This window comes from Mycobacterium sp. 852002-51961_SCH5331710, assembly GCF_001665535.1.
Classification (GTDB): domain Bacteria; phylum Actinomycetota; class Actinomycetes; order Mycobacteriales; family Mycobacteriaceae; genus Mycobacterium.
Window position 1 is genome coordinate 20,002 of the sequence record NZ_LZSQ01000037.1, and the last position, 23,973, is coordinate 43,974.

Annotated in this window: 22 protein-coding genes; 14 read left to right on the plus strand and 8 right to left on the minus strand. The window is 65.4% G+C overall.

Annotation, left to right across the window (positions count from 1 at the left end; genetic code table 11):
• The first annotated feature begins 75 nt into the window (after positions 1 to 75).
• Positions 76 to 963 carry a helix-turn-helix domain-containing protein gene (locus A5752_RS05785; RefSeq protein ID WP_067083234.1) on the plus strand — a complete coding sequence of 296 codons (888 nt, stop codon included), beginning with the start codon at positions 76 to 78 and terminating at the stop codon, positions 961 to 963.
• Here A5752_RS05785 and A5752_RS05790 read toward each other — a convergent pair.
• From A5752_RS05790 to A5752_RS05805, 4 genes are read right to left on the minus strand one after another with little or no spacing between them, the layout of a single operon-like run.
• On the minus strand, positions 926 to 2,461 hold the full coding sequence (locus tag A5752_RS05790) for a class I adenylate-forming enzyme family protein (protein ID WP_067083236.1): 1,536 nt from the start codon (positions 2,459 to 2,461) through the stop codon (positions 926 to 928). The two genes, A5752_RS05785 and A5752_RS05790, sit on opposite strands and share 38 nt — an antisense overlap.
• The gene (locus tag A5752_RS05795; protein ID WP_067083238.1) at positions 2,461 to 3,660 is read right to left on the minus strand and encodes an acyl-CoA dehydrogenase family protein; all 1,200 of its coding nucleotides are present in this window, start codon (positions 3,658 to 3,660) and stop codon (positions 2,461 to 2,463) included. Before A5752_RS05795 ends, A5752_RS05790 begins: the two co-directional genes overlap by 1 nt.
• Positions 3,657 to 4,643 carry an acyl-CoA dehydrogenase family protein gene (locus tag A5752_RS05800; protein WP_067083239.1) on the minus strand — a complete coding sequence of 329 codons (987 nt, stop codon included), beginning with the start codon at positions 4,641 to 4,643 and terminating at the stop codon, positions 3,657 to 3,659. Before A5752_RS05800 ends, A5752_RS05795 begins: the two co-directional genes overlap by 4 nt.
• Positions 4,644 to 4,649: 6 nt before the next feature.
• A complete protein-coding gene (locus A5752_RS05805) occupies positions 4,650 to 5,843 on the minus strand; it encodes an amidohydrolase family protein (RefSeq protein ID WP_067083241.1) in 1,194 nt (397 codons plus the stop codon).
• A gap of 202 nt (positions 5,844 to 6,045) precedes the next feature.
• On the opposite strand from A5752_RS05805, the gene A5752_RS05810 reads away from it, so the two are divergent.
• The 5 genes from A5752_RS05810 to A5752_RS05830 all read left to right on the plus strand — a co-directional run bounded on the left by A5752_RS05810 (position 6,046) and on the right by A5752_RS05830 (position 10,525).
• Positions 6,046 to 7,182, plus strand: coding sequence for an acyl-CoA dehydrogenase family protein (locus tag A5752_RS05810; protein WP_067083243.1), 1,137 nt, complete (start codon positions 6,046 to 6,048; stop codon positions 7,180 to 7,182).
• Positions 7,179 to 8,075, plus strand: a complete 897-nt coding sequence (locus A5752_RS05815) for a TIGR03619 family F420-dependent LLM class oxidoreductase (protein ID WP_067083245.1) — start codon at positions 7,179 to 7,181, stop codon at positions 8,073 to 8,075. Before A5752_RS05810 ends, A5752_RS05815 begins: the two co-directional genes overlap by 4 nt.
• A 61-nt stretch (positions 8,076 to 8,136) precedes the next feature.
• Positions 8,137 to 8,769, plus strand: a complete 633-nt coding sequence (locus A5752_RS05820) for a cysteine hydrolase family protein (protein WP_067083247.1) — start codon at positions 8,137 to 8,139, stop codon at positions 8,767 to 8,769.
• 89 nt (positions 8,770 to 8,858) lie between these two features.
• Positions 8,859 to 10,055, plus strand: a complete 1,197-nt coding sequence (locus A5752_RS05825; RefSeq protein ID WP_067083249.1) for an amidohydrolase family protein — start codon at positions 8,859 to 8,861, stop codon at positions 10,053 to 10,055.
• Complete coding sequence (locus A5752_RS05830) at positions 10,052 to 10,525, plus strand: MaoC family dehydratase (protein WP_067083251.1); 474 nt, start codon at positions 10,052 to 10,054, stop codon at positions 10,523 to 10,525. The genes A5752_RS05825 and A5752_RS05830 overlap by 4 nt, the downstream gene beginning before the upstream one ends.
• Before the next feature lie 5 nt (positions 10,526 to 10,530).
• Here A5752_RS05830 and A5752_RS05835 read toward each other — a convergent pair whose 3' ends face one another.
• Together A5752_RS05835 and A5752_RS05840 are read right to left on the minus strand one after the other, a co-directional pair.
• Positions 10,531 to 12,894: a CaiB/BaiF CoA transferase family protein gene (locus A5752_RS05835; protein WP_067083387.1), complete on the minus strand. Its 2,364-nt coding sequence runs from the start codon at positions 12,892 to 12,894 to the stop codon at positions 10,531 to 10,533.
• 139 nt (positions 12,895 to 13,033) lie between these two features.
• Positions 13,034 to 14,491: an aldehyde dehydrogenase family protein gene (locus A5752_RS05840; RefSeq protein WP_067083253.1), complete on the minus strand. Its 1,458-nt coding sequence runs from the start codon at positions 14,489 to 14,491 to the stop codon at positions 13,034 to 13,036.
• Positions 14,492 to 14,769: 278 nt separating this feature from the next.
• On the opposite strand from A5752_RS05840, the gene A5752_RS05845 reads away from it, so the two are divergent.
• Genes A5752_RS05845 through A5752_RS05880 form a run of 8 tightly spaced genes read left to right on the plus strand, consistent with a single transcriptional unit; the run spans position 14,770 to position 21,492 of the window.
• Positions 14,770 to 15,942 carry a cytochrome P450 gene (locus A5752_RS05845; protein ID WP_067083389.1) on the plus strand — a complete coding sequence of 391 codons (1,173 nt, stop codon included), beginning with the start codon at positions 14,770 to 14,772 and terminating at the stop codon, positions 15,940 to 15,942.
• On the plus strand, positions 15,942 to 17,123 hold the full coding sequence (locus A5752_RS05850) for an acyl-CoA dehydrogenase family protein (RefSeq protein ID WP_067083255.1): 1,182 nt from the start codon (positions 15,942 to 15,944) through the stop codon (positions 17,121 to 17,123). The genes A5752_RS05845 and A5752_RS05850 overlap by 1 nt, the downstream gene beginning before the upstream one ends.
• 15 nt (positions 17,124 to 17,138) lie before the next feature.
• Entirely contained in the window at positions 17,139 to 17,699 is a 561-nt protein-coding gene (locus A5752_RS05855; protein WP_067083257.1) for an FAS1-like dehydratase domain-containing protein, read from the plus strand.
• On the plus strand, positions 17,699 to 18,112 hold the full coding sequence (locus A5752_RS05860; protein ID WP_067083259.1) for a Zn-ribbon domain-containing OB-fold protein: 414 nt from the start codon (positions 17,699 to 17,701) through the stop codon (positions 18,110 to 18,112). The genes A5752_RS05855 and A5752_RS05860 overlap by 1 nt, the downstream gene beginning before the upstream one ends.
• Before the next feature lie 17 nt (positions 18,113 to 18,129).
• A complete protein-coding gene (locus tag A5752_RS05865; RefSeq protein WP_067083260.1) occupies positions 18,130 to 19,242 on the plus strand; it encodes an acyl-CoA dehydrogenase family protein in 1,113 nt (370 codons plus the stop codon).
• A complete protein-coding gene (locus tag A5752_RS05870; protein WP_067083262.1) occupies positions 19,239 to 19,691 on the plus strand; it encodes a MaoC family dehydratase in 453 nt (150 codons plus the stop codon). Before A5752_RS05865 ends, A5752_RS05870 begins: the two co-directional genes overlap by 4 nt.
• Positions 19,688 to 20,860: a lipid-transfer protein gene (locus tag A5752_RS05875; RefSeq protein WP_067083264.1), complete on the plus strand. Its 1,173-nt coding sequence runs from the start codon at positions 19,688 to 19,690 to the stop codon at positions 20,858 to 20,860. Before A5752_RS05870 ends, A5752_RS05875 begins: the two co-directional genes overlap by 4 nt.
• Positions 20,861 to 20,889: 29 nt before the next feature.
• Entirely contained in the window at positions 20,890 to 21,492 is a 603-nt protein-coding gene (locus tag A5752_RS05880) for a TetR/AcrR family transcriptional regulator (RefSeq protein WP_067083265.1), read from the plus strand.
• Positions 21,493 to 21,502: 10 nt separating this feature from the next.
• Here the strand turns inward: A5752_RS05880 and A5752_RS05885 are convergent, their stop codons facing one another.
• Positions 21,503 to 22,732, minus strand: a complete 1,230-nt coding sequence (locus tag A5752_RS05885) for a cytochrome P450 (RefSeq protein ID WP_067083267.1) — start codon at positions 22,730 to 22,732, stop codon at positions 21,503 to 21,505.
• Positions 22,729 to 23,949, minus strand: coding sequence for a CaiB/BaiF CoA transferase family protein (locus tag A5752_RS05890; protein ID WP_067083269.1), 1,221 nt, complete (start codon positions 23,947 to 23,949; stop codon positions 22,729 to 22,731). The genes A5752_RS05885 and A5752_RS05890 overlap by 4 nt, the downstream gene beginning before the upstream one ends.
• Positions 23,950 to 23,973: the final 24 nt, after the last annotated feature.

Consider the following 23,973-nt stretch of genomic DNA (forward strand, 5'->3'; position numbering starts at 1 on the left):
GATAATCTCGAATATCCGAAAACAATTTTTCGGATTACAGAATCACCGTAGGATTCAGCCGAAAAGGAGTCAAGGGTGCAGGGGGCCGGATCAGCTCCGACCGAGCGGGTGCTCGACATCATCGAGATACTCAGCCGCACTGACGCTCGTGGAATGCGGTTCTCCGACGTCGTGCGACGTCTCCACCTTTCTCAGGGGACCGCTCACGCCATCCTCACGAGCCTCCAGAATCGCGGGTGGGTCACCCGCGATCCCGTCTCCAAGGAGTTCAGCCTCGGCCCAGCGATGGCCCTCATCGCGTCCCGGCTAGACGCCGAGCGTCCGACCGCCGCGGTCGCCCGCAGTGCCATCCGACGCCTCGCCGAGAAGACCGGCATGGCAGCCTCTGTCGTGGAGCGCATCGGAGACGACCTGGTCATCACAGCGTTCGAGAATCCGTCGAATTCGCCGCCGGCGGCGCTTCCGAACGATCGGATCCCGTACGCGCCACCGTTCGGTATTGCCTGTGCTGCTTGGGATTCCGTGGCCGAACAGGAGGCATGGGTTCAACGCGGCGCAGCGGGCGATGCGGCTCTGGCCGACCGCCTACGCGCCGCGTTGACCCATACCCGCAGCCGGGGCTACGACGTCGACCGGATGACTCCGGCACTCGCGGAGGCGGTGCACGCCATCGGCACGCTGTCGGATGACTCCGTACCGGGCAATCTGCGGTCGGTTGTCGACCAGCTCCGAGTCGAGTTCATCGCCACCAAGATGCTGCCCGATGAAAGCCTGCGCGGCGCGCATTCGGTCGCAACAATCTCGGCTCCCGTGCTCGACTCCAACTCCCGAGTGCGATTGATCTTGGGTGTGCACCCGCTACGCCGGATGACCATCCGCGAAACGCGCACCACGGCCGAGCCGCTGCTGCATGAGATCGCGCGCGTCAGCGCGGAGCGAAGCGCGCACGCAACTCGTTCTTGAGAACCTTGCCCGTGAGATTGCGTGGGAGCTCGTCGACGACCTCGAGCCGTTCCGGTGACTTGTGTCTACTCAAACCCGAGTCCTGACAGTGCTTTGCGAGTTCGGACAGCGTGACGTCGGTTGTTGCCACCACGACCGCGCATACCCGTTCGCCGGTACGCGGATCCGGCACTCCGATGACCGCGACGTCCTCGACAGCAGGGTGGCTGGCCAAGACGCCCTCGATCTCCAGCGCAGAGATGTTCTCCGCGTTGCGGATGATGGCGTCCTTGATGCGCCCGGTGATCGCGACGTTGCCGTCGTCGTCGATACGGCCTCGGTCGCCGCTGCGAAACCAGCCGTCGGCGTCGAAGGCATCGGCGTCCAGCGACGCGTCGACGTAGCCGAGGAAGCACTGGGGACCCTTGAGGCGCAATTCGCCTTCTTCGCCCACACCTACTTCGCGTTCGTTCTCGTCGACCACGCGTATCGACACCCCCGGCACCGGCCGTCCGACGGTGTGGTCGAGGACCTCGGGTTCGCCGTCCGGCGGCGGCGAAGTCACGACCGGAAACTCGGTCAGGCCCCACGAGTTCGCAATCCCCGCTACCGAAAGCGTCTCACGCACTTGGCGTCCCAGTTCAGGGGTGATCGGCGCACCTCCCCCGACACACCCCCGCAGATCGGGGAAGAGCGGTTCGAGACCATGTTCCCGCTGCGCAGCCATGTAGGCGACGAAGAACGGGGTCGCCGAGCCGAGCATCGTCGGACGGTGCGCGGCCACTGCCTTCGGGGTGGACACCGGATCGAAGGTGTCGAACAGGACAAGGCGCATACCGGTCAGCAGGCTGGCGGCCAACATCGCGGCGCCGCCGATGTGCGAGACCGGAAACGCGATCGGGTTGACATCGCTGTTCGAGGCGCCGAACATGCCCACCACCCCGGCCGACCCGGCGATCACCGAGCGGTCACAGTGCCGGATACCCTTCGGCGCCGCGGTTGTGCCCGACGAGTAGTACACCCACCGCGCATCCTCGGCGTCCGTCGGCGGCGCCGGCAGAAGCGCCGAATCACCCGACGGCAGCCGAAGTCCCCCGGTGAGCGGCGCGCTGTGGTCAACCACCACGACCGTCATCGGGCGTTCGCGGGTCAGCTCGTCGGCGAGCGCGACATGGTCGAATCCGCGCCACACACCGGGAACGATGAAGAACTCGGCCCCGAGCTGCGCAGTGACGAAACGGACTTCGCTTTCGCGCCAGATCGGCAACACAGGGTTCTGGACCGCGCCCAGACGGGTCAAAGACACCATCACGACCATCGTCTCCAGAGTGGTCGGCAACTGCCACGTCACCACGGTGCCTCTGGTGACCCCACGTTCGAACAACGCCGCGGCAGTGCATTCCGCCGCATCGTGCAACTGGCTGTTCGTCAGGCTGCGACCGTAGTCGTCGACGAGTACGACGCGGTCGGGGTGGTTCTGGGCCGCCGCTTGGATCAAACCCCAATAGGTTTGCGCCATTAGTGAGTCGGTAGAAGGAGCCGTCGTTTGGCCAGGATGTTGCGCATCATCTCAGAGCTGCCACCGGACACGGTGTATGCACGGGACCACAGCCAGCATTCTTTCAGACGCTGTTTGGCAAGCGCCACATCCGGATCGGCGGCGACGGTGCAGACCATCGTCGACAGCTGCGCGCCGTACGCCGAAACCCGGTGATACGTCTCGGCGAAACTGAGCTTGGCGATCGAACCGTCGCCAGTCTGCTCGGCGCCGGCCACCAGGCGTTCGACATGGTCGTCGATGAACGCTTTCGCCACCTCGACCTCGACGGCCAGCTCCGCGACGTGGTGCCGGATGTCGGCGTGTTGCAGTGCCGGCATGTCGTCGATGCGACCGTGACGGGCCACCGTGACCAGATCGTCGACGAGAAGTTCCAGGAGGATCACGTTGCCGCCGATGCCGAACCGTTCGAAGTCCAGGCCCGCCATGATGATCGACCAGCCCTGGCCGGGCTCCCCGATCAGGCTGTCGGCAGGGATCGTCACATCATCGAAGAAGACCTCGTTGACCTCGATCGCCTCGTTGATCGTGCGGATCGGCCGGATCTCGATGCCCGGTGAGGCCAACGGCACGATGAACGCGGACAGCCCGTGATGACGCGACGACGACGGGTCGGTGCGGATCAGGGCCAGGCCCATGTCGGCCCAGTGCCCGTCGGTGATCCACGTCTTCTGTCCCTCGATGACCCATGACCCGTCGGGCCGTTGCGTGCCCCTACAGCGCACGGCGGCGATATCGCTGCCCGCATCGGGCTCGCTGAGCAGCTGACACCAGACGTGCTCGCTGCTCCGGATCGGCGGCAGCAGAGTGGATTTCAGCTCATCGGAACCGAAATGCAGTAGCACGTGGGCCGCCAGGTTGACCTGATCGACGGGACGCGGCGCGCGGGCACGCAGGATCTCCTCGGAGACGATCCGATCGTGCAGTGGGTGGTGATCGGCGCGGCCGCCGTATTCGACGGGCCAGTCCGCACCGACGAATCCCGCGTCGAACAGCGAGGCGAACCATGTGCGCAGCATCGCTTCCTGCTCAGCGGTTTCCGGCGCCCGGTGTCCCTCTCGGGCCTCGAACGGTGGTGCATGTTCGGCGATGTGTGCCCTGACGCGGGCTCGGAACTCGGCGAGCTCGGCGTCTGTGGGCCGAACATGCGGGGCGCTCACCAGCCGGCCCTGTCTGCGAAGAGGGCGCGACTGGAGCGCGCCGTGCCGAGTAGACACGCGTTCGTGAACACTCGGCGCAGGTCATGATGCAGCGGGTATTCCCAGGTGAATCCGATGCCACCCGACAGTTGCATGCACTCATCGACGGCCGCTGTGGCGTTGGCCGCGATGAAGGAATGTGCAGCGACGGACAGTGTGACCGCGTCGCTCGGGGCGCTTTCGGCGGACAGCGCACGGGCGGCCTTGGTGAGGACGGCGCGGGCCTTGGCCTCGAACACCAACAGCTCCACCAAACGGTGTTGTACCGCTTGAAAACTCGCGATCGGTGCACCGAACGCGATCCGTTCCTTGAGATAGGTGACCAGCCGCTCGAAGGTGGCCGACAATGCGCCGAGCGAATCCGCACTCAGCAGAATTCTGGCCACTGCGAGTAGTTGCTCCGCTCGCTCGGGCTTACCGATGGGCACGTTCTGTGCTCCGGAGAGGTCGACGCGCCACACCGGCCGGTTGACGTCCAGCAACTCTTCGTCAGCTTCCCGGGGCAGGGTGTTGGCCGCCTCGAACAACTGAATTCCGTTGCCGCCGAACGTGACAATGATGTCCGCCGATTCGGCGCCCGACACTCGCGTGACATCAGCGGCCAAGGCGCAGGCCGCCGCACCGGTTCCATCGAGCATGGCGGGCAACCACCGGTCACGGGCCTCGGGCGGCGCCGAACTCAACGCCGCAGCAGCGAGGACGCTGCCGAGCCAGTGCGTCGAGTTTCCCGCCCGTCCGAGTTCCTCGGCGATGACCGTCGTCTCCACGGGGCGCCACCCGCTGCCGCCGAGATCCTCGTCGACCAGCAGTCCCGTCCAGTCCATCGCCGCGAGGTCTTTGAGAGTGTCGTGCGTTCCACACCCGGCCAGCAAGTCGCGCGCCGCGCCACGTACCAGTTCGATATCGACTGCATCGTCGAGGGCGGCATCTCCCTCAGTGCCCACCGGTGGTCAGCTCCGCAGCAGCAGCTGATCGGCGTTGTCGCGCATGATGCGTCGCTTCGCCGCGTCGTCGAGCGGGTCGAGGAGTTTGAGAAAGTCCGCCGGTTCGGCCAGCCCCTCGGCGTGCGGGAAGTCCGAGCCCATCACCAGCACGTCGTCGTAACCCAGGCTGGTGACGATGCCCGGGATGTCGTCCTCGGGGTACGGCACAACGCGGACGTGTTGCCGGAAGATGTTCGACGGCCGCTCGGTCAGCTTGCCTCCGATCCACGGGCCGTTGCGGCCCATGCCGCGGCTCTTGTCCATGTGCTTGAGGAAGAACGGCACCCACTCGGCGCCGTGCTCGGCGACCAACACGTTGAGTTTCGGGAAGCGGCCGAACAGGTTGTCGAAGATCAACGCCGAGAGCGTGTCCTCGATCGGCCGCTGACCGTAAATGTTCATCCACTGCCATGCCGACATGTGCCAGGACGCCGGGTCGGGGTTGTGCCCCCAGGCAGGCGAGATTGCGTTGAAGTACCAGAACGGCATGATGTGGTACACGAGGACGCAGCCGGCCTCCTGCAGCCGGGCGTACACCGGGTCGAAGTACGGATCGCCCGGCGAGCGCCCATAGGCGGGCCCGGTCGGCAGCATCACGAACTTCGCACCCTCCGCGATGATCGCCTCGGTCTCGGCGATCGCCGAATCGAGGTCGCGCAGGGACAACAGCGCGGTCGCGTAGATGCGGCCCTCGAAATCGAAGCCCCACTCGTCGTCGATCCAGCGGTTGAACGACCGCAGATTCGCGTACAGCGCCGCCGTGTCGTCGACGTAGTGTTCGGCGGCCAGGGCCATTCCACTCGGATAGATCACCATCCGCTCGACGTTCTGCTTGGCCATCACCGCGAGCCGCGCGGACCGTTCGATGTATTCCGGCTGCATGGGCTGTGGCTCGTAGGACTCCTCGGGGTTGCCCGAACCCATCTGGCGCAGCATCTCCTTGAGCGAACCGGGGCGATACGCCACGTCGAGGCCGAGGCCGCCTTCGCTGTTGAACGTCGCGACGCGGTGACCGGCGAGAATCACCTCCACACCGTCAGCGCCCCGCACCGTTGTGATCGCCCGGTCCTTGAACTCCTCGGGTAGGTACCGGGTGAAGGCGTCGCGCGTCTCATAGCAGTGCGTGTCGCAGTCGAAAATGCCGTAATCAATGGTCGTCACCGCGCCGCTCCTTCGTGCGAGAATGCTTATTCTCTCTTTCAGGAAAAGATACTATCTTCGATCGGTAATGCCTATCCGGGGTTGTCTCGAACGAGTACCGCCTCCGTCGGACCCATCGCCGCGGCGATGGTCACCGCGCCAGTGCGGAAGGAAAACATGACTGCAGCAACGGTATTCGCCGTCGTCGCAGTGGGAGGTCGGTATGTCCACCGCTGAGGCGGAGGATCACCGCGACCTGCGCCAAGCAGTCCGCGATTTCCTCACTGCTAGGTCGCCGAGCAGCGCCGTGCGAACCGCGATGGATTCTGTGCCCGGCTATGACGAGCGGGTTTGGCACGAGTTGACCGCCGACCTCGGCCTGGCCGCGATCGCCGTGCCCGAGGAGTTCGGGGGTGCGGGCGCGGGCGTGCCCGAACTCACGGTCGTCTTCGAAGAGATGGGCGCGGCCCTGGTATGCGCCCCGTTCTTCTCCACCGTGGCGCTCGCGATCCCCACGCTGCTCGCCAGCGGTGACACGGCCGCGATGCGGGACTACCTACCCGTGCTCGTCGACGGGTCGAGGACCGCCACCGTGATCTTCAACGGGAGCCTCGATCCGTGGGACCCCGACGCCGTGACGCTGTCGGCGCACAGCGACGGTCCCTCTTATCGGCTCCACGGGAACGCCGCACTCGTCGTCGACGGCCATACGGCCAATACCATTCTGGTAGCGGCGAATACAGCCGCAGGTACATCGCTTTTCGCGGTGGAGGGAGACGCCGACGGCCTGAGCCGCGAACCGTTGACGACGCTCGACCGGACGCGCAAGATCGCGAAGCTGGACTTCGAAGCCGTCCCCGCGCGGCTCATCGGGACCGACGGCACCGCCGCGCCCGCCCTCGAGCGCGCACACCGAGTCGCGGTCATCGCGCTCGCCGCCGAACAGCTCGGAGGGGCGCAGAGATGCCTGGACATGGCCGTGGGCTACGCGAAAGAACGCATCCAATTCGGCCGTGCCATCGGCAGCTTCCAGGCCGTCAAACATCGCTGCGCGGACATGCTCGTGCAGGTCGAGGGGGCGCGATCGGCCGTGCGGCACGCCGCCGGACTGCCCGACGGTGAGGACCGGGCGGTGGCGGCTTCGGTGGCCAAGATGTCCTGTTCGGAGGCGTTTCTTCAGGCGGCGCTGGACAACATGCGGATCCACGGCGGCATCGGGTTCACCTGGGAGCACGACGCACACCTCTACGTCCGTCGCGCGAAAGCCACCCAACTGATCTTCGGCACCCCCGACTACCACGCACAACGCCTGGCAGACCTCGTCACATCATCAAGCCACCAGCCGGAAGGACAACCGTGACCGTTTCATATTCGCTCGAAATCCCCACTCAGCGGGTGGAGGAGGCATCGGAATTCGTCAATGCCGAAGCGATCGCCGAGATAGCGCGCGGCGCCGAGTCCAGCGGATTCGCCGCTGTACACGTCACCGACCACCCGGCACCCGATGCCAAGTGGCTCGACCACGGCGGCCACCACGCCCTTGACCCGTTCGTCGCGCTTTCGTTCGCCGCAGCGGCCACCACCGACGTGAAGCTGCTGACCAATGTCTACATCGCCGCATATCGCAACCCCTTCCTGGGCGCAAAGTCGATTCAGAGCCTCGCCGTCCTGTCCGGCGGCCGCCTCATCCTCGGCACGGCCGCCGGCTATCTGAAACCGGAGTTCAAGGCGCTCGGAATCGATTTCGACGCTCGGGGTGCGCTGCTGGACGAGGCGCTCGACGTCCTGAGCCGGGTGATGACCGGAGATGACGTCGCCTACGAAGGGTCGTCGTTCGCCGCGCGCGGGGTGCGTCTGCGACCGGTGCCTGCGGCCCCGCCCATCTGGGTGGGGGGCAACAGCAAGCCCGCTGTGCGTCGCGCGGTGTCGCGCGCCCAGGGGTGGGCGCCGTTCAACACCTTCGGCTACGCGACGGCGTCACGAACCGCGGAGATCTCCTCCCTCGAGGACCTCGAGGCCGCGATCGTGTGGGCCAAGAAATACGCTGCTGAAGTGGGTCGAACCGAGCCGCTGGACATCTGTTTCTCGGCGGGGAACCTGCTCGACGACAGCAAGTCCGCCGACGAACGCCACGCCACCATCGCGAGGCTCGAAGCCATGGGTGTGACGTGGTTGACCATCGCCCCTCAAGGCGCCGACCGCGCCGAGGTGATCGATCAAGCGCGGGCGTTCGCCAAGGAGTTCATCGCATAAGGCCATCCATCTCGTCGGTGACGTAAACACAAGTTGCCGCTGCACGATAACGTGTGTTCTCATGCCCCAACCACGCCTGCAAGACCTCCTCAATCCCACCACGACCGCGCTGGTCACCCAGGAGTGCCAGGGTGGAGTGATCGGCCCGCAAGCCGGTCTACCGATGCTCGCAGAAGAAGCGCGCCGCGAGGCGATCCCGAACATCGCGCGACTGCTCGATGCGGCCCGCGCGGCAGGGGTGACAGTGGTGCACTGCCTGATCCAGAAGCGCCCCGACAACCGCGGTTCGAACACCAACGCCAGGCTGTTCATGGCGGGTAAGTCCTTCGCCGCAGACCTGACGCCCGGAAGTCCGGGCGCCTCCGTGTTGCCGGAACTGAATCAGGCCCCTAGCGACATCGTCCTCACCCGCCTGCATGGCGTCGGGCCCATGGCCGGCACGGATCTCGACTCCGTCCTTCGGAACCTCAACATCAAAACCATTGTGGGTGTCGGCGTTTCGGTCAACATCGCGATACCGAACTTCGTCATGGATGCCGTCAATCGGAGTTACCAGTTCGTTCTGCCACGCGACGCGGTGAGCGGGTATCCGCGGGAGTACGCGGAGGCGGTCATCGACAACTCATTGGCGCTGCTCGCGACGGTTACGACGACGGACGACGTCGTCCAAGCCTGGAAGGAAATCGGCACCTGAGCCCATATGGATGTCGCCAACGCATGGTGATAACGTCGTTCTCACCAGCCGTAAATGCTCATATCCGCTGCTCTTAGGAGGTCGACCACATGTCACCCCGGTCCCTGCCGTATCCGGTCTTCGACATCGACAACCACATGTACGAGACGACAGACGCGCTCACCAAGTATCTGCCGAAGCAGCACCGCGGCAAGGTCGGCTACGTCGAGGTCAACGGCAGACCGAAGCTTGTCGTCAAGGACCACATCAGCCACATGATCCCCAACCCCACGTTCGAACGCGTCGCTCGCCCGGGTAGCGCGGAGGACTACTTTCTGGGCAACAATCCCGAGGGGCTGAATTTCCGCGAGTTCGTCGGTGAGCCAATGGAAGTGATCCCGGCCTTCCAGGCGCCCGCACCACGGCTGGAACTGATGGACGAACTCGGCATCGACCAGTGCGTCATGTACCCCACGCTCGCCAGCCTCATCGAGGAACGCACCACCGACGACGTCGTCCTGACCCATGCGATCATCCACGCGCTCAACGAGTGGATGCACGAACACTGGACCTTCAACTACAAAGACCGAATCTTCGCCACGCCGGTGATCTGCCTGCCGCTGGTCGACGAGGCCATCAAGGAATTCCGCTGGTGCCTCGAGCGCGGGATGAAGACCTTCCTCGTGCGACCTGCCCCGGTGCCGAGCCGATTCGGGGGATCGCGCTCGATGGGCCTGCCGGAGTACGACCCGTTCTGGCAGGAGGTCGTCGACGCCGGCATTCCCGTGACATTCCACGCGGCAGACAGCGGCTACCAGAAGCACCTCATGGAATGGGAGGGCGGCGACGAGTACCTCTCCTTTAAGCCCAGCGCACTGCGCGAGGTGGTGATGGGCTTCCGGGCGATGGAGGACACCCTGGCCGCGCTGATCTGCCACGGTGCGCTCTCGCGCTTCCCCGACCTGAAGGTCCTCGTGGTAGAGAACGGCAGCGGCTGGGTGCGAAACCTTCTGCGCCTGTTGGACAAGGCCTATCGGACGATGCCCAAGGAGTTCGACGAGCATCCCGTCGAGGTGTTCAAGCGCAATGTCTACATCCACCCGTTCCTCGAGGACGACATCAAGGGGATCGTCGAGATCATGGGTGAGGATCACGTGATGTTCGGCTCCGACTTCCCTCACCCCGAGGGCATCGGCGACCCGCTCAGTTTCGTCGACCGACTGGATGGGTTGTCGGAGACGACGAAAGCGAAGATCATGGGCGGCAACGCCATCGAGCAACTGGGCCTGCAAAAGGTCCCGGCGTGAACCAGACGACCGCGTCGCCGACGGAATACGACGGGATCGCCGCGTTCGAGGAGCACGTGGGCGAACATCTGGGGTACAGCGATTGGCGCGAGGTCACCCAGAAAGAGATCGACCTGTTCGCCGAGGCCACGGGTGACCACCAGTGGATCCACGTGGACGCCGAGAAGGCGGCGAAAGGGCCCTACGGCAAGACCATTGCCCACGGCTATCTCACACTGTCGTTGGTGCCCATCCTCGTCCAACAGATCTACAAGGTGACCGGGTTGTCGATGCAGGTGAATTACGGTGTCGACAAACTACGGTTTCCGGCACCCGTGCCCGTCGACTCCCGCATCCGCGCGGGCGCAGAACTGATCAAGGTGGACCGCACCAACAACGGCGCCAGGGCCACGGTGCGGGTCACCGTCGAGGTCGAAGGATCCGAACGGCCGGCCTGCGTCGTCGACACCATCGCTGCGATGGTCGACTGAAAGCATCACTCCAGCAGGCGTTCGCCGATGACGCGTCGTTCGCGAAGAGCGGCGATCTCCTCCCCGGTCAGCCCCAGCGCGCCGAGCACCTCGTCGTTGTGTTGACCGAGAGTCGGTGAGGGGGTTCGGTGGTGGCGCGACGGTCCCGGCGTGATCCGGAACGGCCACCCGGGGTACCGCTGCCGACCGGCGATCCGATGGTCCAGGTCTTCGTAGAACCCGCGTGCATCGAGTTGGTCGACTTCGTACATCCGGTCGGCGGTCATCAGCCGCTGCGCCGGCACACCGCGTTGAAGCAACGCTTCTGCGAGTTCGTCGGCCTTCCGCGTGGCCGCGCACTCCGCGATCACCTCGTCGAACTCGTCGTAATGCTGTAACCGCGCCTCCACCGACGCGAACCTCGGATCGTCACGCAATTCGGGGCGACCGATCGCGTCGGTCACTACGGCCCAATCGGCGTCGTCGCGCACCGACAATGCCACCCAATCATCCTCTCCGGCAGCGGGATAGACGCCCTGTGCGTATCGGCGGTGCCGATTGCCCTCGCGCTCGCGCACACGTCCCGTCAACGAATACTCGATGACGGGTTCGGCCGTCACCGCCGCCCCGACCTCGATCTGCGCCACCTCGATCAGCTGGCCCTCACCGGTTCGGCGCCGGTGTTCGAGCGCTGCGAGGAGCGCCACCGTGGCGTGAACGCCTGCGATCGGGTCGGCCGGACCCTGCAGGTTGCACGGGGGGCCGTCGGCGTAGCCGGTCACCGCGGACATCCCGGCCAACTGTTCGATATTCAGGGCCCATCCGACGTAGTCCCGCCACGGGCCCTCGAGGCCGAACCCGGGCATGCGAACCATGACCACACCCGGATTGATCTGGGCCAGTGAGTCGTAGTCCAACCCGAACTGTTCGACCACTCGTGGCGAGAAGTTCTCGACCACCACGTCGGCATCGGCGGCGAGTCGCAATGCCAACTCCCGGCCGGCCTCGGTACCGAGGTCAAGGGTGATGTCGCGCTTGTTGAGGTTCGTGCCCTGCCACAACGGCCCGATCTCGTACCAGTCGTCGCTGTTGCGCAATAGCGAACCCGAGTACCGGTGCCCGTCAGGGCGCTGAATCGACTCAACCTTGACGACGTCGGCACCGAAAGCGCCGAGATAGCAGGTGAGATACGCACCGGCCCAGAACGTGCTGAGGTCGAAGACCTTCAGTCCCGCGAACGGTTGCGATGCATCGCTTTCAGCTCCGGCCTTGCGCTGCTCGGGCGCCTCCCACCGGGTGACTCCCGTCGTCCTCAAAGTCGGGGCGGGCCGCGGCGCACCCACTGGCGTCCTCGACAACCGGAACGGTGCCCCCGGCCGTCGAAACCGCGCATCCTCGGGCCCGCCGTCGACGAAGAAGCCGCGGTCGCGGTACTGCGGGCAGTCCTCGATCGACGACCCGTCGTTGATGGGGGCGGCCGGAATCCGCATGGCCTGACTCAGCTCGACGAGGTCGCCGACCGAGATCGAGTCCAGCCAGGGCTGCGCCTTCGCGAAGAACTCATCGCGTTCGGGCCCGCCCAACATGATCGCGAGCTGGTGTTCGCCGAATTCGGGGAGCCCCATCATCGCGCAGACGTCGAGCCAGTGCTGCCCGGTCAGACAGTTGATACCGATCCAGCCGTCGGCCGCGCGGACGATGCCCAGCATCGGTGCGGCCTTCGAATTCGTCGGCAGACCCATACTTTTCAGCCGCTCGGCCATCAGCATCGGGTAGGGCAGCGTGCACAACAACGACTCGAACGCCGAGACGTCGGCCTCCACGAGCCGACCCGGTTCGGCGTCCCCGATGCGCAGGGCGGTCAGCGCCGCGAGCGCCGCGTAGCCTCCCGCGATGTACTCCGGTATGCGCGCTCCGGCCTGCACAGGCGGTCGGCCGAACTCCCTCAGGTTCACCCAGCCCGACGCCGCTTGCAGCGTCAGTGACGTCGACGGCTGGCCGCGCCGGGGCCCCTCCTGCCCGTAGTCCGAGACCCTCACGACGACAAGGTCGCTGTTGATCTGTTGCAGTGAATCGCGATCGAGGCCCCAGTCGAATCGCTCGGCCGATCCGGCGGGCAGATCCTCGACCAGTAGGTCGGCCCCGGAGATCAGTTCGTGAGCTTGTTCAATGCCGGCTGCGGTGCGCAAATCCAGTGTCAGACCGCGCTTTCCGGCGTTGAGGTACTCGAACAACCCGCCGTGCTCCTGCGAGCCCCCGCGAAACGGCCCCCACGCGCGCAGCGGATCACCCGTCGGCGGCTCGATCTTGCACACCTCAGCGCCGAGATCGACGAGAAGTTTTGTGCAGTACGGTGCCGCGATGTCGCCGCCCAGTTCGACGACCCGCAGTCCGGCCAGGGCTTCGCCCGGATCGATGGTTCGCTCGCAAGCGTCGCTCACGCCTCGACTCCTCCCCGCTGCGCTCCTCGCTGCGTTCCTCGTTCCTGCGGTACTCGCTGCGATGCTCGCGCGTCGTCGCCTTCGGGGCTCACGCCGGAACCCCGATTGCCTTGGGCTCCATATATGCGCGCAGGCCCATCACGCCGCCCTCACGCCCGATCCCGCTCTGCTTGAAACCCCCGAAGGGCGCGTCGCCGGGGATGGTGCCGTTGATCGAGACCTGGCCCGTCCTGATGCGTCGTGCGATGCCGACGGCGCGTTCGACATCGACGCCCCATATCGCACCGCCGAGCCCGTACGCCGAGTTGTTCGCCACGGCCACCGCCTCGTCGTCGCCGTCATAGCGCAGGACGGTCAACACCGGCCCGAACACCTCCTCCTGCGCGATGTACGAATCGGGGCCGGTGTCGGTCAGTATCGTCGGCTCGAAATAGAACCCACCCGAGTGGTTTTCGGGACGACCGCCACCCGCCACCACCTTCGCGCCATCGGACTCGGCCCGTCGGACGAAGCCCTCCACCCGCTCGAGGTGCTCCCTGCTGATCAGGGGCCCCATGTCCACCCCGTCGTCGGCGGGATTGCCGACCGTCACGGCGCGCGCCAGGTCGGCGAGCCGGGTGACGACCTCGTCGTGCAGTGCGGAGGGCACCACGAGTCGGCTGTTGAGGATGCACGCCTGCCCCGCATGCAGCGTGCACCCCTCGAACAACAGCCGTTCCAGCAGCTCGTCGGTGACCTCGACATCGTCGAGCAGAACCGACGCCGACTTGCCGCCACATTCGAGCAGGATCCGTTTCATCGTCCTAGCCGCGCCCGCCATCACGTCGCGGCCGACCGCAGAGCTGCCGGTGAAGCTCACCATGTCCACCCGCGGGTCCAGGGTCAGCGCCTTGCTCGCATCGATGCCGGTAGGAGTGATGACGTTGACGACTCCGGGTGGGATGTCGGTCTCGCTGTCGATGATCCGTGCCAGGGCCAGTCCGGCGAGCGGGGTCAGTGGCGACGGTTTCAGCACGACGGTGTTTCCCGCGGCCAGCGCCGCACCCACTTTCATCACGTTGAGGGTGTGGGGGAAGTTCCACGGCGTCATGATCGCCACCACGCCGAGAGGTTCGTACCGCAACAGCGTGGTGCCCGCCGCCCCCCATGCGTCCATCGGCGCCTCGGCCGGCTCGAGCGCGAGCTCGGCGGAGTGCCCAGCCATGAATGCGGGACCGTCGACGTGGATCAGCCGTTCGTTTGCTGTGCAACCCCACTCGGACTGCGCGAGCGCGTAGATCTCGTCGCCGTGGGCGAGCAACGCATCGCTCAACTGCTGCAGGCACCGGGACCGCTCCTGCGGTGTGGCCATCGCCCACGGCCCGGTGTCGAACGCGGTTCGCGCGGCGGCGATCGCCTGTTCGACCTGCGCCACCCCGGGATCGGGCGCCGACGCGATCACGGCCTCGGTCGCCGGATCGATGACGTCGTATCGGCCGCCTTCCGGCTTCACCCAACTGCCGTTGATGTAGAGGTCGTAGTCGTCGACGAGGGTGGATGCGGCCATCAGATCACTGGACCTTCCTGGTTACGGCTGTGGGCCGTCGAGTCATCTCGCCGATGCCCGAAATGCCCTACATCTGCGCCTTGTGTGTACACCGGCCGTAGGCGCGTAGTCAACGTTCAAGCCTATTGTCCTGCGGCGATGTTCATTGACATGGCCGTCTCACGTGCTGTAGACACAGTTTCACCGGACATTCCTGCCTGATTTGTCCGATGCCTGATGTGTTGAGGAGAGTTTGCGTGCCCACTGAATCCACGCCCCGACCGACCTCCGCCCATCCTCTGCATTCGCCGGACTTCTACGCCGGCGATCCATACCCGGCCTACCGGGAACTGCGCGCGACGACTCCGGTGGTGTGGAACGACGTCACGAACTTCTGGGCGTTGACCAAGTACGAGGACGTGCGCTTCGTCTCCGGCCACCCGATGTTGTTCTCGTCGACGCAGGGCATCACCATTCCCGACCCCAGCCAGCCCGAGCCTGTTCAAGAAGGCAACCTGATCTTCACCGATCCGCCGCGGCACCGGCAGCTGCGAAAGCTCATCAACGCGGGTTTCACCCGGCGTCAGGTGTCGTTGCTGGAGCCCACGATCCGGCGGATCGTCGACGGCATAGTCCACGGCATCGACCCCTCCCGCGAGTACGAATTCGCCGAAGAGATCGCGGCTCCCCTACCCACCCGGATGATCGCCGAGATGCTCGGCGCCGCACCGGAAGACTGGGAGAAATTTCGCACCTGGTCCGATGCCGCCGTCGGCACCGCCGACCCCGACATCGAGCTGGATCACCTGGTGGCGCTCGGTCAGCTGTACGAATACTTCACCAAGCTGATCGAGGCCCGGCGCTCCGGCGAGGTCTCCGGACAAGACGATCTGTTGAGCATCCTGGCCGCCGCCGAAGTCGACGGGGAGCGCCTCACCGACGCCGATCTGCTCAACTTCTCCTTCCTTCTCCTGGTGGCCGGAAACGAGACCACCCGCAACCTCATCGCGCTCGGTACGGCTGTGCTGCTGGATCATCCCGATCAGTTCGCACTGCTTCGTTCGGACCCGTCGCTGCTGACCTGCGCTGTCGAGGAGATGCTGCGCTTCACCAGTCCGGTGACGCACATGGCGCGAAGGGCGACCGCCGACGTCGAGATCCGCGGGCAGAAGATTCAGGCCGGCGACACGGTGGTGATGCTGTACGGCGCGGCCAACCGCGATGAGGAGATCTTCGGACCGACAAGCGAGGAATTCGACATCACCCGGAACCCGAACCCGCACATCGCCTTCGGCGCCGGTGAACATGCGTGTCTGGGCGCTCAACTGGCACGGCTCGAGGCCAGGATCATGTTCGAGGTGCTCTTCGGTACCTATCCGAGCATCGAGCTGACCGGGGACGTGACCCGCCTGCGCGCCACCATGGTGCCGGGCGTCAAACGCATGCCGGTGCGCCTGAAAGCGAGTGTGTGATGGACTTCGACTACACCCCCGAACAGGAGCGACTCCGCGCGGAGTTCCGGGAGCGCCTCGAGGCGGTGATGACCCCCGAGCGGCGTGCGGCGGTCTCCGGCCTGATGGAGGGTGGCGCGGCGATGACCGAGTGCAGGCGCGCCCTCGGCGAGGCCGGTCTGCTCGGCGTCGCGTGGCCCGTGGAGTACGGCGGACGCGGGCTGACCGCGCTGGAGCAGTACATCTTCAGCGAGGAGGCGCGCCGTGTGCATGCACCGCTGCCGATGATCACGCTCAACACCGTCGGACCCACTCTGATCCAGTACGGCACCGAGGAACAGAAGCAGAAGTTCCTTCCCGCAATACTCAAGGGCGCCGTTGACTTCGCGATCGGTTACTCCGAGCCAGGCGCGGGAAGCGACCTCGCCTCGCTGCGGACGACCGCGGTGCGCGACGGCAATGAGTTCGTCATCAACGGCTCGAAGATGTTCACCAGCGGCGCGGAGTTCGCCGACTACATCTGGCTCGCGGCGCGCACCGATCCAGAAGCCAAGAAACACAAGGGCATCACCGTATTCATCGTGCCCACCGACTCGCCTGGGTTCTCGTGGAAGCCACTACACACCATGCCCGGCGTGTCGACCTATTACACGTTCTACGACGACGTGCGGGTACCCGAGAGCGCGATCGTGCTGGGCGAGAACCAAGGCTGGAAGCTGGTGACCAACCAGCTGAACCTGGAGCGTGCCGCGCTCGGCAACCTCGGCGCACTCGAGCCGTTGTTCGCCAAGACCGTCCAGTGGGCCAGGACCACGCCGCTGGACGGCGGACGCGTCATCGACCAGCCGTGGGTCCAACAGGCCCTCGCGCGCGTCGAGGCACAGGTCGCTGCCTACCGGTTGTTGAACCTGCGGGTCAACAGCAACATGAGCTCCGGCGCACTCGGTATGGGAGAGGCCTCCGCGGCAAAGGTTTTCGGCACTGAACTGACACAGCAGGTGGCCCGCGAGCTCCTCGACGTCGTCGGTCAGGCCGGCACCCGGAAGGGCTCCGACGCGCCTCTGAAGGGTGAACTCGAAAGCGCCTACCGCCTGGCCGTCATCAATACCTTCGGCGGCGGCGCGAACGAACTGCAGCGAGACATCATCGCCATGGCGGGCCTCGGGATGCCACGTGCACCCCGCGACATGCGAGCGTCCTGAGAAAGGAATCCAGCAGTGACCGACACAGCGAAAGACGAACTGCGAGAGCGCCTCGACGCGCTCATCGGCAAGCCCACCGACGGCGTCGGCAAGCCGGTGCGCGCGCCGGACCCGGTGAACGCCGCGATGATCCGGCACTGGGCGTATGCCCTGGGTGACATGAACCCGGCCTACCTCGACCCCGAGTTCGCGAAGAACTCCCGCTATGGCGACATCGTGTCACCGCCGGTGATGCTGCAGACCTGGACGATGCCGCCGCCGAAGCTAGAGGGTATCCACGACCGCGGCGGTGTGCCGATCGAGATGAAGGGTGAGAATCCTCTGCAGTTCCTCGCCGATGCCGGCTACACGGGCATCATCGCGACGAACTCCGAATTCGAGATCGAGCGCTACCCGCGAATCGGAGACGAGATCACCTCCGAGACGGTCTTCGACTCGATCTCCGATGAGAAGAAGACGGCCATGGGCAACGGGTTCTTCGTCACATGGGTGACCACCTACCGCGATCAGAACGGGGACGTCATCGGCCGCCAGTGGTTTCGCACCCTGCGGTTCAAGACGGGTGGGAGTGATTGATGGCCAGCAGACTCGCCCCTTCGATCAGTCCCGACACGGAGTTCTTCTGGTCCGGTCTCAAGGAGCACGAGCTCCGCATCCAGCGCTGTACCGACTGCAAGACCTTCCGCGTTCCGCCGCGACCGATGTGCGGTGGCTGCCAGTCACTCAACTGGGACTACGTCGTTTCCAGCGGACGCGGCACGGTCTACAGCTTTGTGATGCCGAAGTACCCGCCCCTTCCCTTTCTCGAATATCCCTACGTCGTCGCGCTGATCGAACTCGACGAAGGTGTTCGCATCGTGTCGAACCTCTGCGATATCGAACCCGAGGCGATCGAGGTCGGAATGCCCGTCGAGGTCTTTTACGAGATCTTCGAGGCACTGCCAAGCGGGGAAGAGCTGGTGTTGCACCAGTTTCGGCCGGCGCGCTGAACTAGAGGAAGCCACACATGGATTTCACCTTCACCGAGGAGCAGGAGACCGTCGCCAAGGTCGCCCGACAGCTCTTCGAGCACCGCGCCACACCGGAGCATCTGACCGAGCTCGAAGCCGGCGAGGTGCGGTATGACGCCGCACTGTGGGCCGAATTGGCGTCGGCCGACCTGCTCGGAATCGCGCTGCCAGAATCCGTCGGGGGTAGCGGCGGTGGTTTCCTCGAATTGGGTGTGCTGCTCAGCGAGGTCGGGTACAGCGTTGCGCCGGTCCCGGTGTACGGGACGCTCGCCCTCGGTGCCGATACCATTGCCCGGCACGGTGATTCGGAGCTTCAGCGGCGGTGGCTGCCCGGCGTGGTCGACGGCAGCACCCTGTTGACCGCGGCGCTGGCCGAACCGGGTAGCTCGGATCCGACCGCACCGCGGACCACCGCGCGGGCCGACGGGCAGGGCTGGCGGCTCACCGGCGCCAAAGAGTTGGTGCCCGCGGCGCAGATCGCGTCGGCCATCGTCGTATCGGCCACGACGGACGACGGGCCCGGCTTGTTCGTCGTCGAAACCGACGACACCGGCGTGGATGTGACGCCGGCGTCCACGACCAACGGTGAGCCCTTCGCCGACGTCGAATTGACCGATGCCATCGGGTCACGGCTGACCGAGCGAGCCGACGCCGACATCGTCCGCGCGCTGTACAGCAGAGCGCTGGTGGGGTTGTGCGCGATGCAGATCGGCGTCGCCGACCGTGCGCTGAAGCTGGCCGCGTCCTACACCAGCGAACGTGAGCAGTTCGGCCGCCCCATCGGATCATTTCAGGCCGTACAACAGCGTTTGGCCGACGCATTCATCGACACCGAAGCGATCCGCTGGACCACCTGGCATGCGGCCTGGCTGATCGCCGAAGGCAGGCCCGCCGAGCGCGAAGCGGCAATCGCCAAGTTCTGGGCCGCCGAGGCAGGAGCGCGGGTCACCGCGTCCGCGCAGCAGGTACACGGCGGCATGGGCATCGACGTCACCTACCCCCTGTCCCGCTACTTCCTGTGGGCCAAGCAGATTGAACTCGCGCTCGGATCGGCGTCACAACAGCTGTCCCGGCTCGGCAACGCATACGCGGAAGGACCAAACCAATGACCTCGACCCTGAAACGCACCACCACGCTCGCGTTCAACGACGTCAACGTCGGTGACCAGGTGACGCCGCTCGACGTTCCCGTCACCACCACGTTGATCGTCGCCGGTGCGATCGCGTCCCGTGACTACATGCCGGTGCACCACGACCGCGACTTCGCCAATTCTCAAGGCTCCAAGGACATCTTCCTCAACATCCTGACGACCAATGGGCTGTGTGTGAAGTTTCTACACGACTGGGCGGGACCCGAGGCCATGGTCAAGAAGCTGTCCATCCGGCTCGGTGTGCCCGCCTATCCGAACGACCCGCTGCGGTTCGAAGGCAGCGTCACCGACAAGTCCTCGGCCGACGGCGAGGGGCTCATCGAGGTCACCTTCAAGGGCACCAACAGCCTGGGCGATCACGTCAAGGGCACGGCGGTGCTGAGCCTGCTCGAGGGCGTTGAGGCATGACCAAGGACGGCATCGGCGGCAGGGCCGCGCTCGTCGGCATCGGTCAGACCGAATTCTCCAAGGAATCCGGGCGGACCGAGATGCAACTGGCCTGCGAAGCGGTCAAGGCGGCCATCGAAGATGCGGGCCTGAGCCCCAGGGACATCGACGGCATGGTCACGTTCTCCGTCGACGAGAACGAAGAGATCGAGGTCGCCCGCAACGTCGGTATCGAGAACCTCACCTTCTTCACCCGGGTACCGCACGGCGGCGGTGCCGCCGCGGGCACCGTGATGCAGGCCGCGATGGCGGTCGCGACGGGCGCGGCCGAGGCCGTCGTCTGCTACCGGGCCTTCAACGAGCGCTCCGGGTTTCGGTTCGGCGGCGCCGGACGCCAGCCCGGCGTTACCCCCCTGTGGATGGCCCCGTATGCCCCGTTCGGATTCATGACACCGGCGGCGTGGGTTGCCCTGCACGCTCAGCGCTACATGAGCACGTACGGCGTCACCAACGCCGACTTCGGCAAGATCTCCGTCATCGACCGCAAGCATGCGGCCAAGAATCCCGACGCCTGGTTCTACGACAAACCGATCACCCTCGAACAGCACCAGGAATCACGCTGGATCATCGAACCGGTGTTGCGCCTGCTCGACTGCTGTCAGGAGAGCGACGGCGGGGTGGCCATGGTGGTGACCAGTGTCGAGCGGGCGCGTGATCTCGCCAAGCCCCCTGCCGTGATCACGGCCGCGGCCCAGGGCGCCGCATACGACGGCGAGGTCATGACCAGTTACTACCGCGACGACATCACCGGCCTGCCCGAGATGGGCGTGGTCGGCGACAAGCTCTGGCGCAACTCCGGATTGAAGCCCGACGACATCTCGACCGCCTTCCTCTACGACCACTTCACCCCGTTCGTGTTCACGCAACTCGAGGAACTCGGATTCTGCGGCCGGGGCGAGGCCAAGGACTTCGTCTCCGTCGACGAACTCTCGCTGGGCGGCCGGATGCCCATCAACACCAACGGCGGACTGCTGGGCGAGGCTTACATCCACGGGATGAACGGCATCACCGAAGGCGTCCGCCAGGTCCGCGGCACCTCATACAACCAGGTCGAAGACGTCGAACATGTGCTGGTGACCTCGGGCACCGGCGTCCCGACCAGCGGCCTCATCCTCGCCCCGGACCGCTGAGCGGTTAATGTCGTGCGGTGGCGTCTGACATGACCCAGTCGGTGGAGCTGGACACCCGGGATGCCATCATCTCGGCCGCCTTCTCCTGCTTCCGCACACGCGGGCTGGCCAAGACGACCATCGTCGACATCGCCCGCGCCGCCGACGTGTCGCGCAGCACCTTCTACGAGTACTTCCGGGACAAGGAGACGATCGTCGAAGCGTGCGCCGAGGCGGCGTCGCAACGGTTCTACCGCAACATGGCCAAGGCCATCGACCGCCACGGGGGCAGCACGCTGGAGGGGCGGTTGACACGCGCCGCGGTCTTCGTCGCGCAGGCGCGTCGGGTGGTCGAACCCGAGGCGTACTTCGACGCAGCGGAAGTCAGCCTCATGATGACCAAGAATGCCGCCACGCTCCTGAAAGAATGCGCCGATTTTTTGACCCCGTACGTGACCGCTGCCAAGCTGACCGGCGAGGTCCGTTCGGACCTCGACGTGCCGTCGGCGTGTGAGTGGTTCGCACGAATGTTGTTCTCGCTGTTCACGACTCCGTCAGCAGTGATCGACATGCGTGACGACGACGCCGTGGCCGAATTCGTGCGCGCATACGCCGTGAACGGATTCGTCGACAGCGGTCGACGCCGGCGGTAGCGATAAGGGTTCAGCCCTTGCGGCGCACCGGGACGTTTGAGTAGCCGCACACATTGGACATCGCCACGCGCTCGAGACCGTCACGGTCGACTTCGTATTCGGGGATGAAGTCGAGCAGCGCATCGAGTGCGATACGGCTTTCCATGCGTGCCAATGCCGCCCCGAGGCAACTGTGCACGCCGTAACCGAAGGCGAGGTTGAAGCCCATCCTGCGGTCGCGGTCGATGTCGAGGCGGTCGGGGTCGTCGAACATCCGCTCGTCGCGCAGGGCGGACCCCGTCACGAGCAACACGGCGGCACCCTTCGGAATCGTGGTGCCGTAGTACGTGACATCGCGCGTCGCGGTGCGGACCTGATACTGCGACGGCGCTTCGTATCGCAGTAGTTCCTCGACCGCGGCGGGGATCTTGCTGCGGTCATCGCGAAGTTTGCGCCACTGATCGGGGAAGTCGGCGAACGCCACCATCGCATTTCCCACCAGTTTGGTGACCGTTTCGGCGCCGGCACCTCCCAGCATCGTGGCGAAGCCGGTGATGTCGACATCGGTGAGCTTCTCCACCACACCGTCGCGTTCGATCTCGGTCTCGATGAGACGGCTGATCATGTCGTCCTGCGGCGCCGCGCGGCGCTGCTGCACAAGGTCGTAGTAGTAGAGGCCGGTGTTCATCGAGGCCTCGTATCCCTCTCTGGGAACGGCGATCTCACCGGGACGCCGTTCGAGTAGGAGATCCAGCCAGCGTCGGATCTGGTCGCGGTCCTGCTTCGGCACGCCGAGCATGGTCGTGATGACCTCGTTCGGGAACAGGGCCGAAAAGTCGGCGACTGCGTCGAACTGCTCGGGGTTCAGCGCTTCGATCCGTTCGTAGACCTTCTCGCGCACCATGTCTTCCAGCGCGGCGATCGCGCGGGGGGTGAAGACGTTGCTGACTAAGCGCCTCATCTTCTGATGCTCCGGCGGATCCATCGAGATGATCACCTTCGGCACCGGGATGGCGTCGTCGTGAGCCTTGACCATGTCGAGGGTGGCGCCCTTGGCCGACGAGAAGGTCTCGTGGTCCTTCGTGGCGGGTGCCACGTCGTCGTAGCGCGTCAGCGCCCAGAAATCCCACTTTTTGCTGTAGTAGACCGGCGCCTCGTCGCGCAGGCGGCGGTAGGTGTCGTACGCGCCGTCGAAGAAGTCTTGCGAGAACGGGTCGAATTCGACGGGCCGTCCATCGACCTCGTGCGAGGGCGCATTCACAAAATGGCTCCGGATTCCTTGAGTTCTTCGATGGTGTCCCACTCGATCCCGGCGTCCATGAGGATCTCCTCGGTGTGCTGACCGTGCTCGGGCGCACCACCGGGAGTGACCGACCGCTCGTTGAACTGAACGGGATTGGTGGGCAGCGAGAACGGCACACCGTTGACGGTCTGGGTATGGGCGACATATCCGTTGGCCGTGATGGCGGGGTCGTCGCAGAGTTCACCCGGGGTCTGCACAATTCCCCACGCACCCGAGAGCGGTGCCAGCGTCTCCCGCCACTCGGCCAGGGTGCGCTTGGCGAACGCCTCGTCGAGCAAGGCGATGAGGGCGACCCGGTTCTCGAACCGTGATGCCGGGTCGGCGAATCGCGGATCGTCGATCAGTTCCGGAAGCCCGATCACGCGCATCGCTTCGGCGTAGAACTTGTCGAGTTGCAGCATCATCAACTGGACGTAGCGTCCGTCCTTCGTGCGGTACGTCCCGACGAGCGGGTTCGGTGCATCCGCATGACCGAACTTGGGAATGGCGCTGCCACCGTGGATTTGGCTCACCGCGACGTCGGGGCTGAGGTTCCAGGCCGCAAGTCCGAGCAGCGACACGTCGACGACCGATCCCTCGCCGGTCGTCGCCTTCTTGTACAGCGCCGCGGCGATACCGCCTGCGATGGTCATGCCGCCGAGGAGGTCACCGAATGCCGGGCGGGAGCGGACGAGCTCGTCCTTCTCCTCCGTCAGCGCGGTGGCGATCCCGCCGCGCGCCCAGTACGAGACGCCGTCATAGCCCGGCTTGTCTGCGTCCGGCCCCTTGGGGCCGTGGCCGGATCCCCGCACGTACACAATGCTCGGATTGACCGCCCGGATATCGTCGACGTCGATGCCGAACTTCCGGCGGCGATCGGGCAGATAGCTGGTCAGAAACACATCGCAGGTCTTGGCCAGTGCGTGCACCACATCCCGACCGCCCGGCGTGCTCAGATCGACGCCGATCGATTTCTTGCCGCGATTCGGGATCTCGATCATGTAGTTGACCGAACCACCACCCTCATCGACGATCCCCATGGTGACGAGGCCACGCTGCGGATCACCGCCGTCACGCGGTTCGACCTTGATGACCTCGGCACCCCACTCGGCGAGCACTGCACCAGCCGACGGCACAAATGTCCATGCGGCGACCTCCAGCACGCGAACTCCGTTGAGCACGTTATCGACGGAAATGTCGTCCTCCTACAAGCGTTAACG

Coding starts and splice junctions, on each gene's coding strand:
- A5752_RS05825 (WP_067083249.1), top strand. CDS start 8,859: ATGTCACCCCGGTCCCTGCCGTATCCGGTCTTCGACATCGACAACCAC.
- A5752_RS05850 (WP_067083255.1), top strand. CDS start 15,942: ATGGACTTCGACTACACCCCCGAACAGGAGCGACTCCGCGCGGAGTTC.
- A5752_RS05875 (WP_067083264.1), top strand. CDS start 19,688: ATGACCAAGGACGGCATCGGCGGCAGGGCCGCGCTCGTCGGCATCGGT.
- A5752_RS05865 (WP_067083260.1), top strand. CDS start 18,130: ATGGATTTCACCTTCACCGAGGAGCAGGAGACCGTCGCCAAGGTCGCC.
- A5752_RS05870 (WP_067083262.1), top strand. CDS start 19,239: ATGACCTCGACCCTGAAACGCACCACCACGCTCGCGTTCAACGACGTC.
- A5752_RS05790 (WP_067083236.1), bottom strand. CDS start 2,461: ATGGCGCAAACCTATTGGGGTTTGATCCAAGCGGCGGCCCAGAACCAC.
- A5752_RS05860 (WP_067083259.1), top strand. CDS start 17,699: ATGGCCAGCAGACTCGCCCCTTCGATCAGTCCCGACACGGAGTTCTTC.
- A5752_RS05810 (WP_067083243.1), top strand. CDS start 6,046: ATGTCCACCGCTGAGGCGGAGGATCACCGCGACCTGCGCCAAGCAGTC.
- A5752_RS05840 (WP_067083253.1), bottom strand. CDS start 14,491: ATGGCCGCATCCACCCTCGTCGACGACTACGACCTCTACATCAACGGC.
- A5752_RS05880 (WP_067083265.1), top strand. CDS start 20,890: ATGACCCAGTCGGTGGAGCTGGACACCCGGGATGCCATCATCTCGGCC.
- A5752_RS05820 (WP_067083247.1), top strand. CDS start 8,137: ATGCCCCAACCACGCCTGCAAGACCTCCTCAATCCCACCACGACCGCG.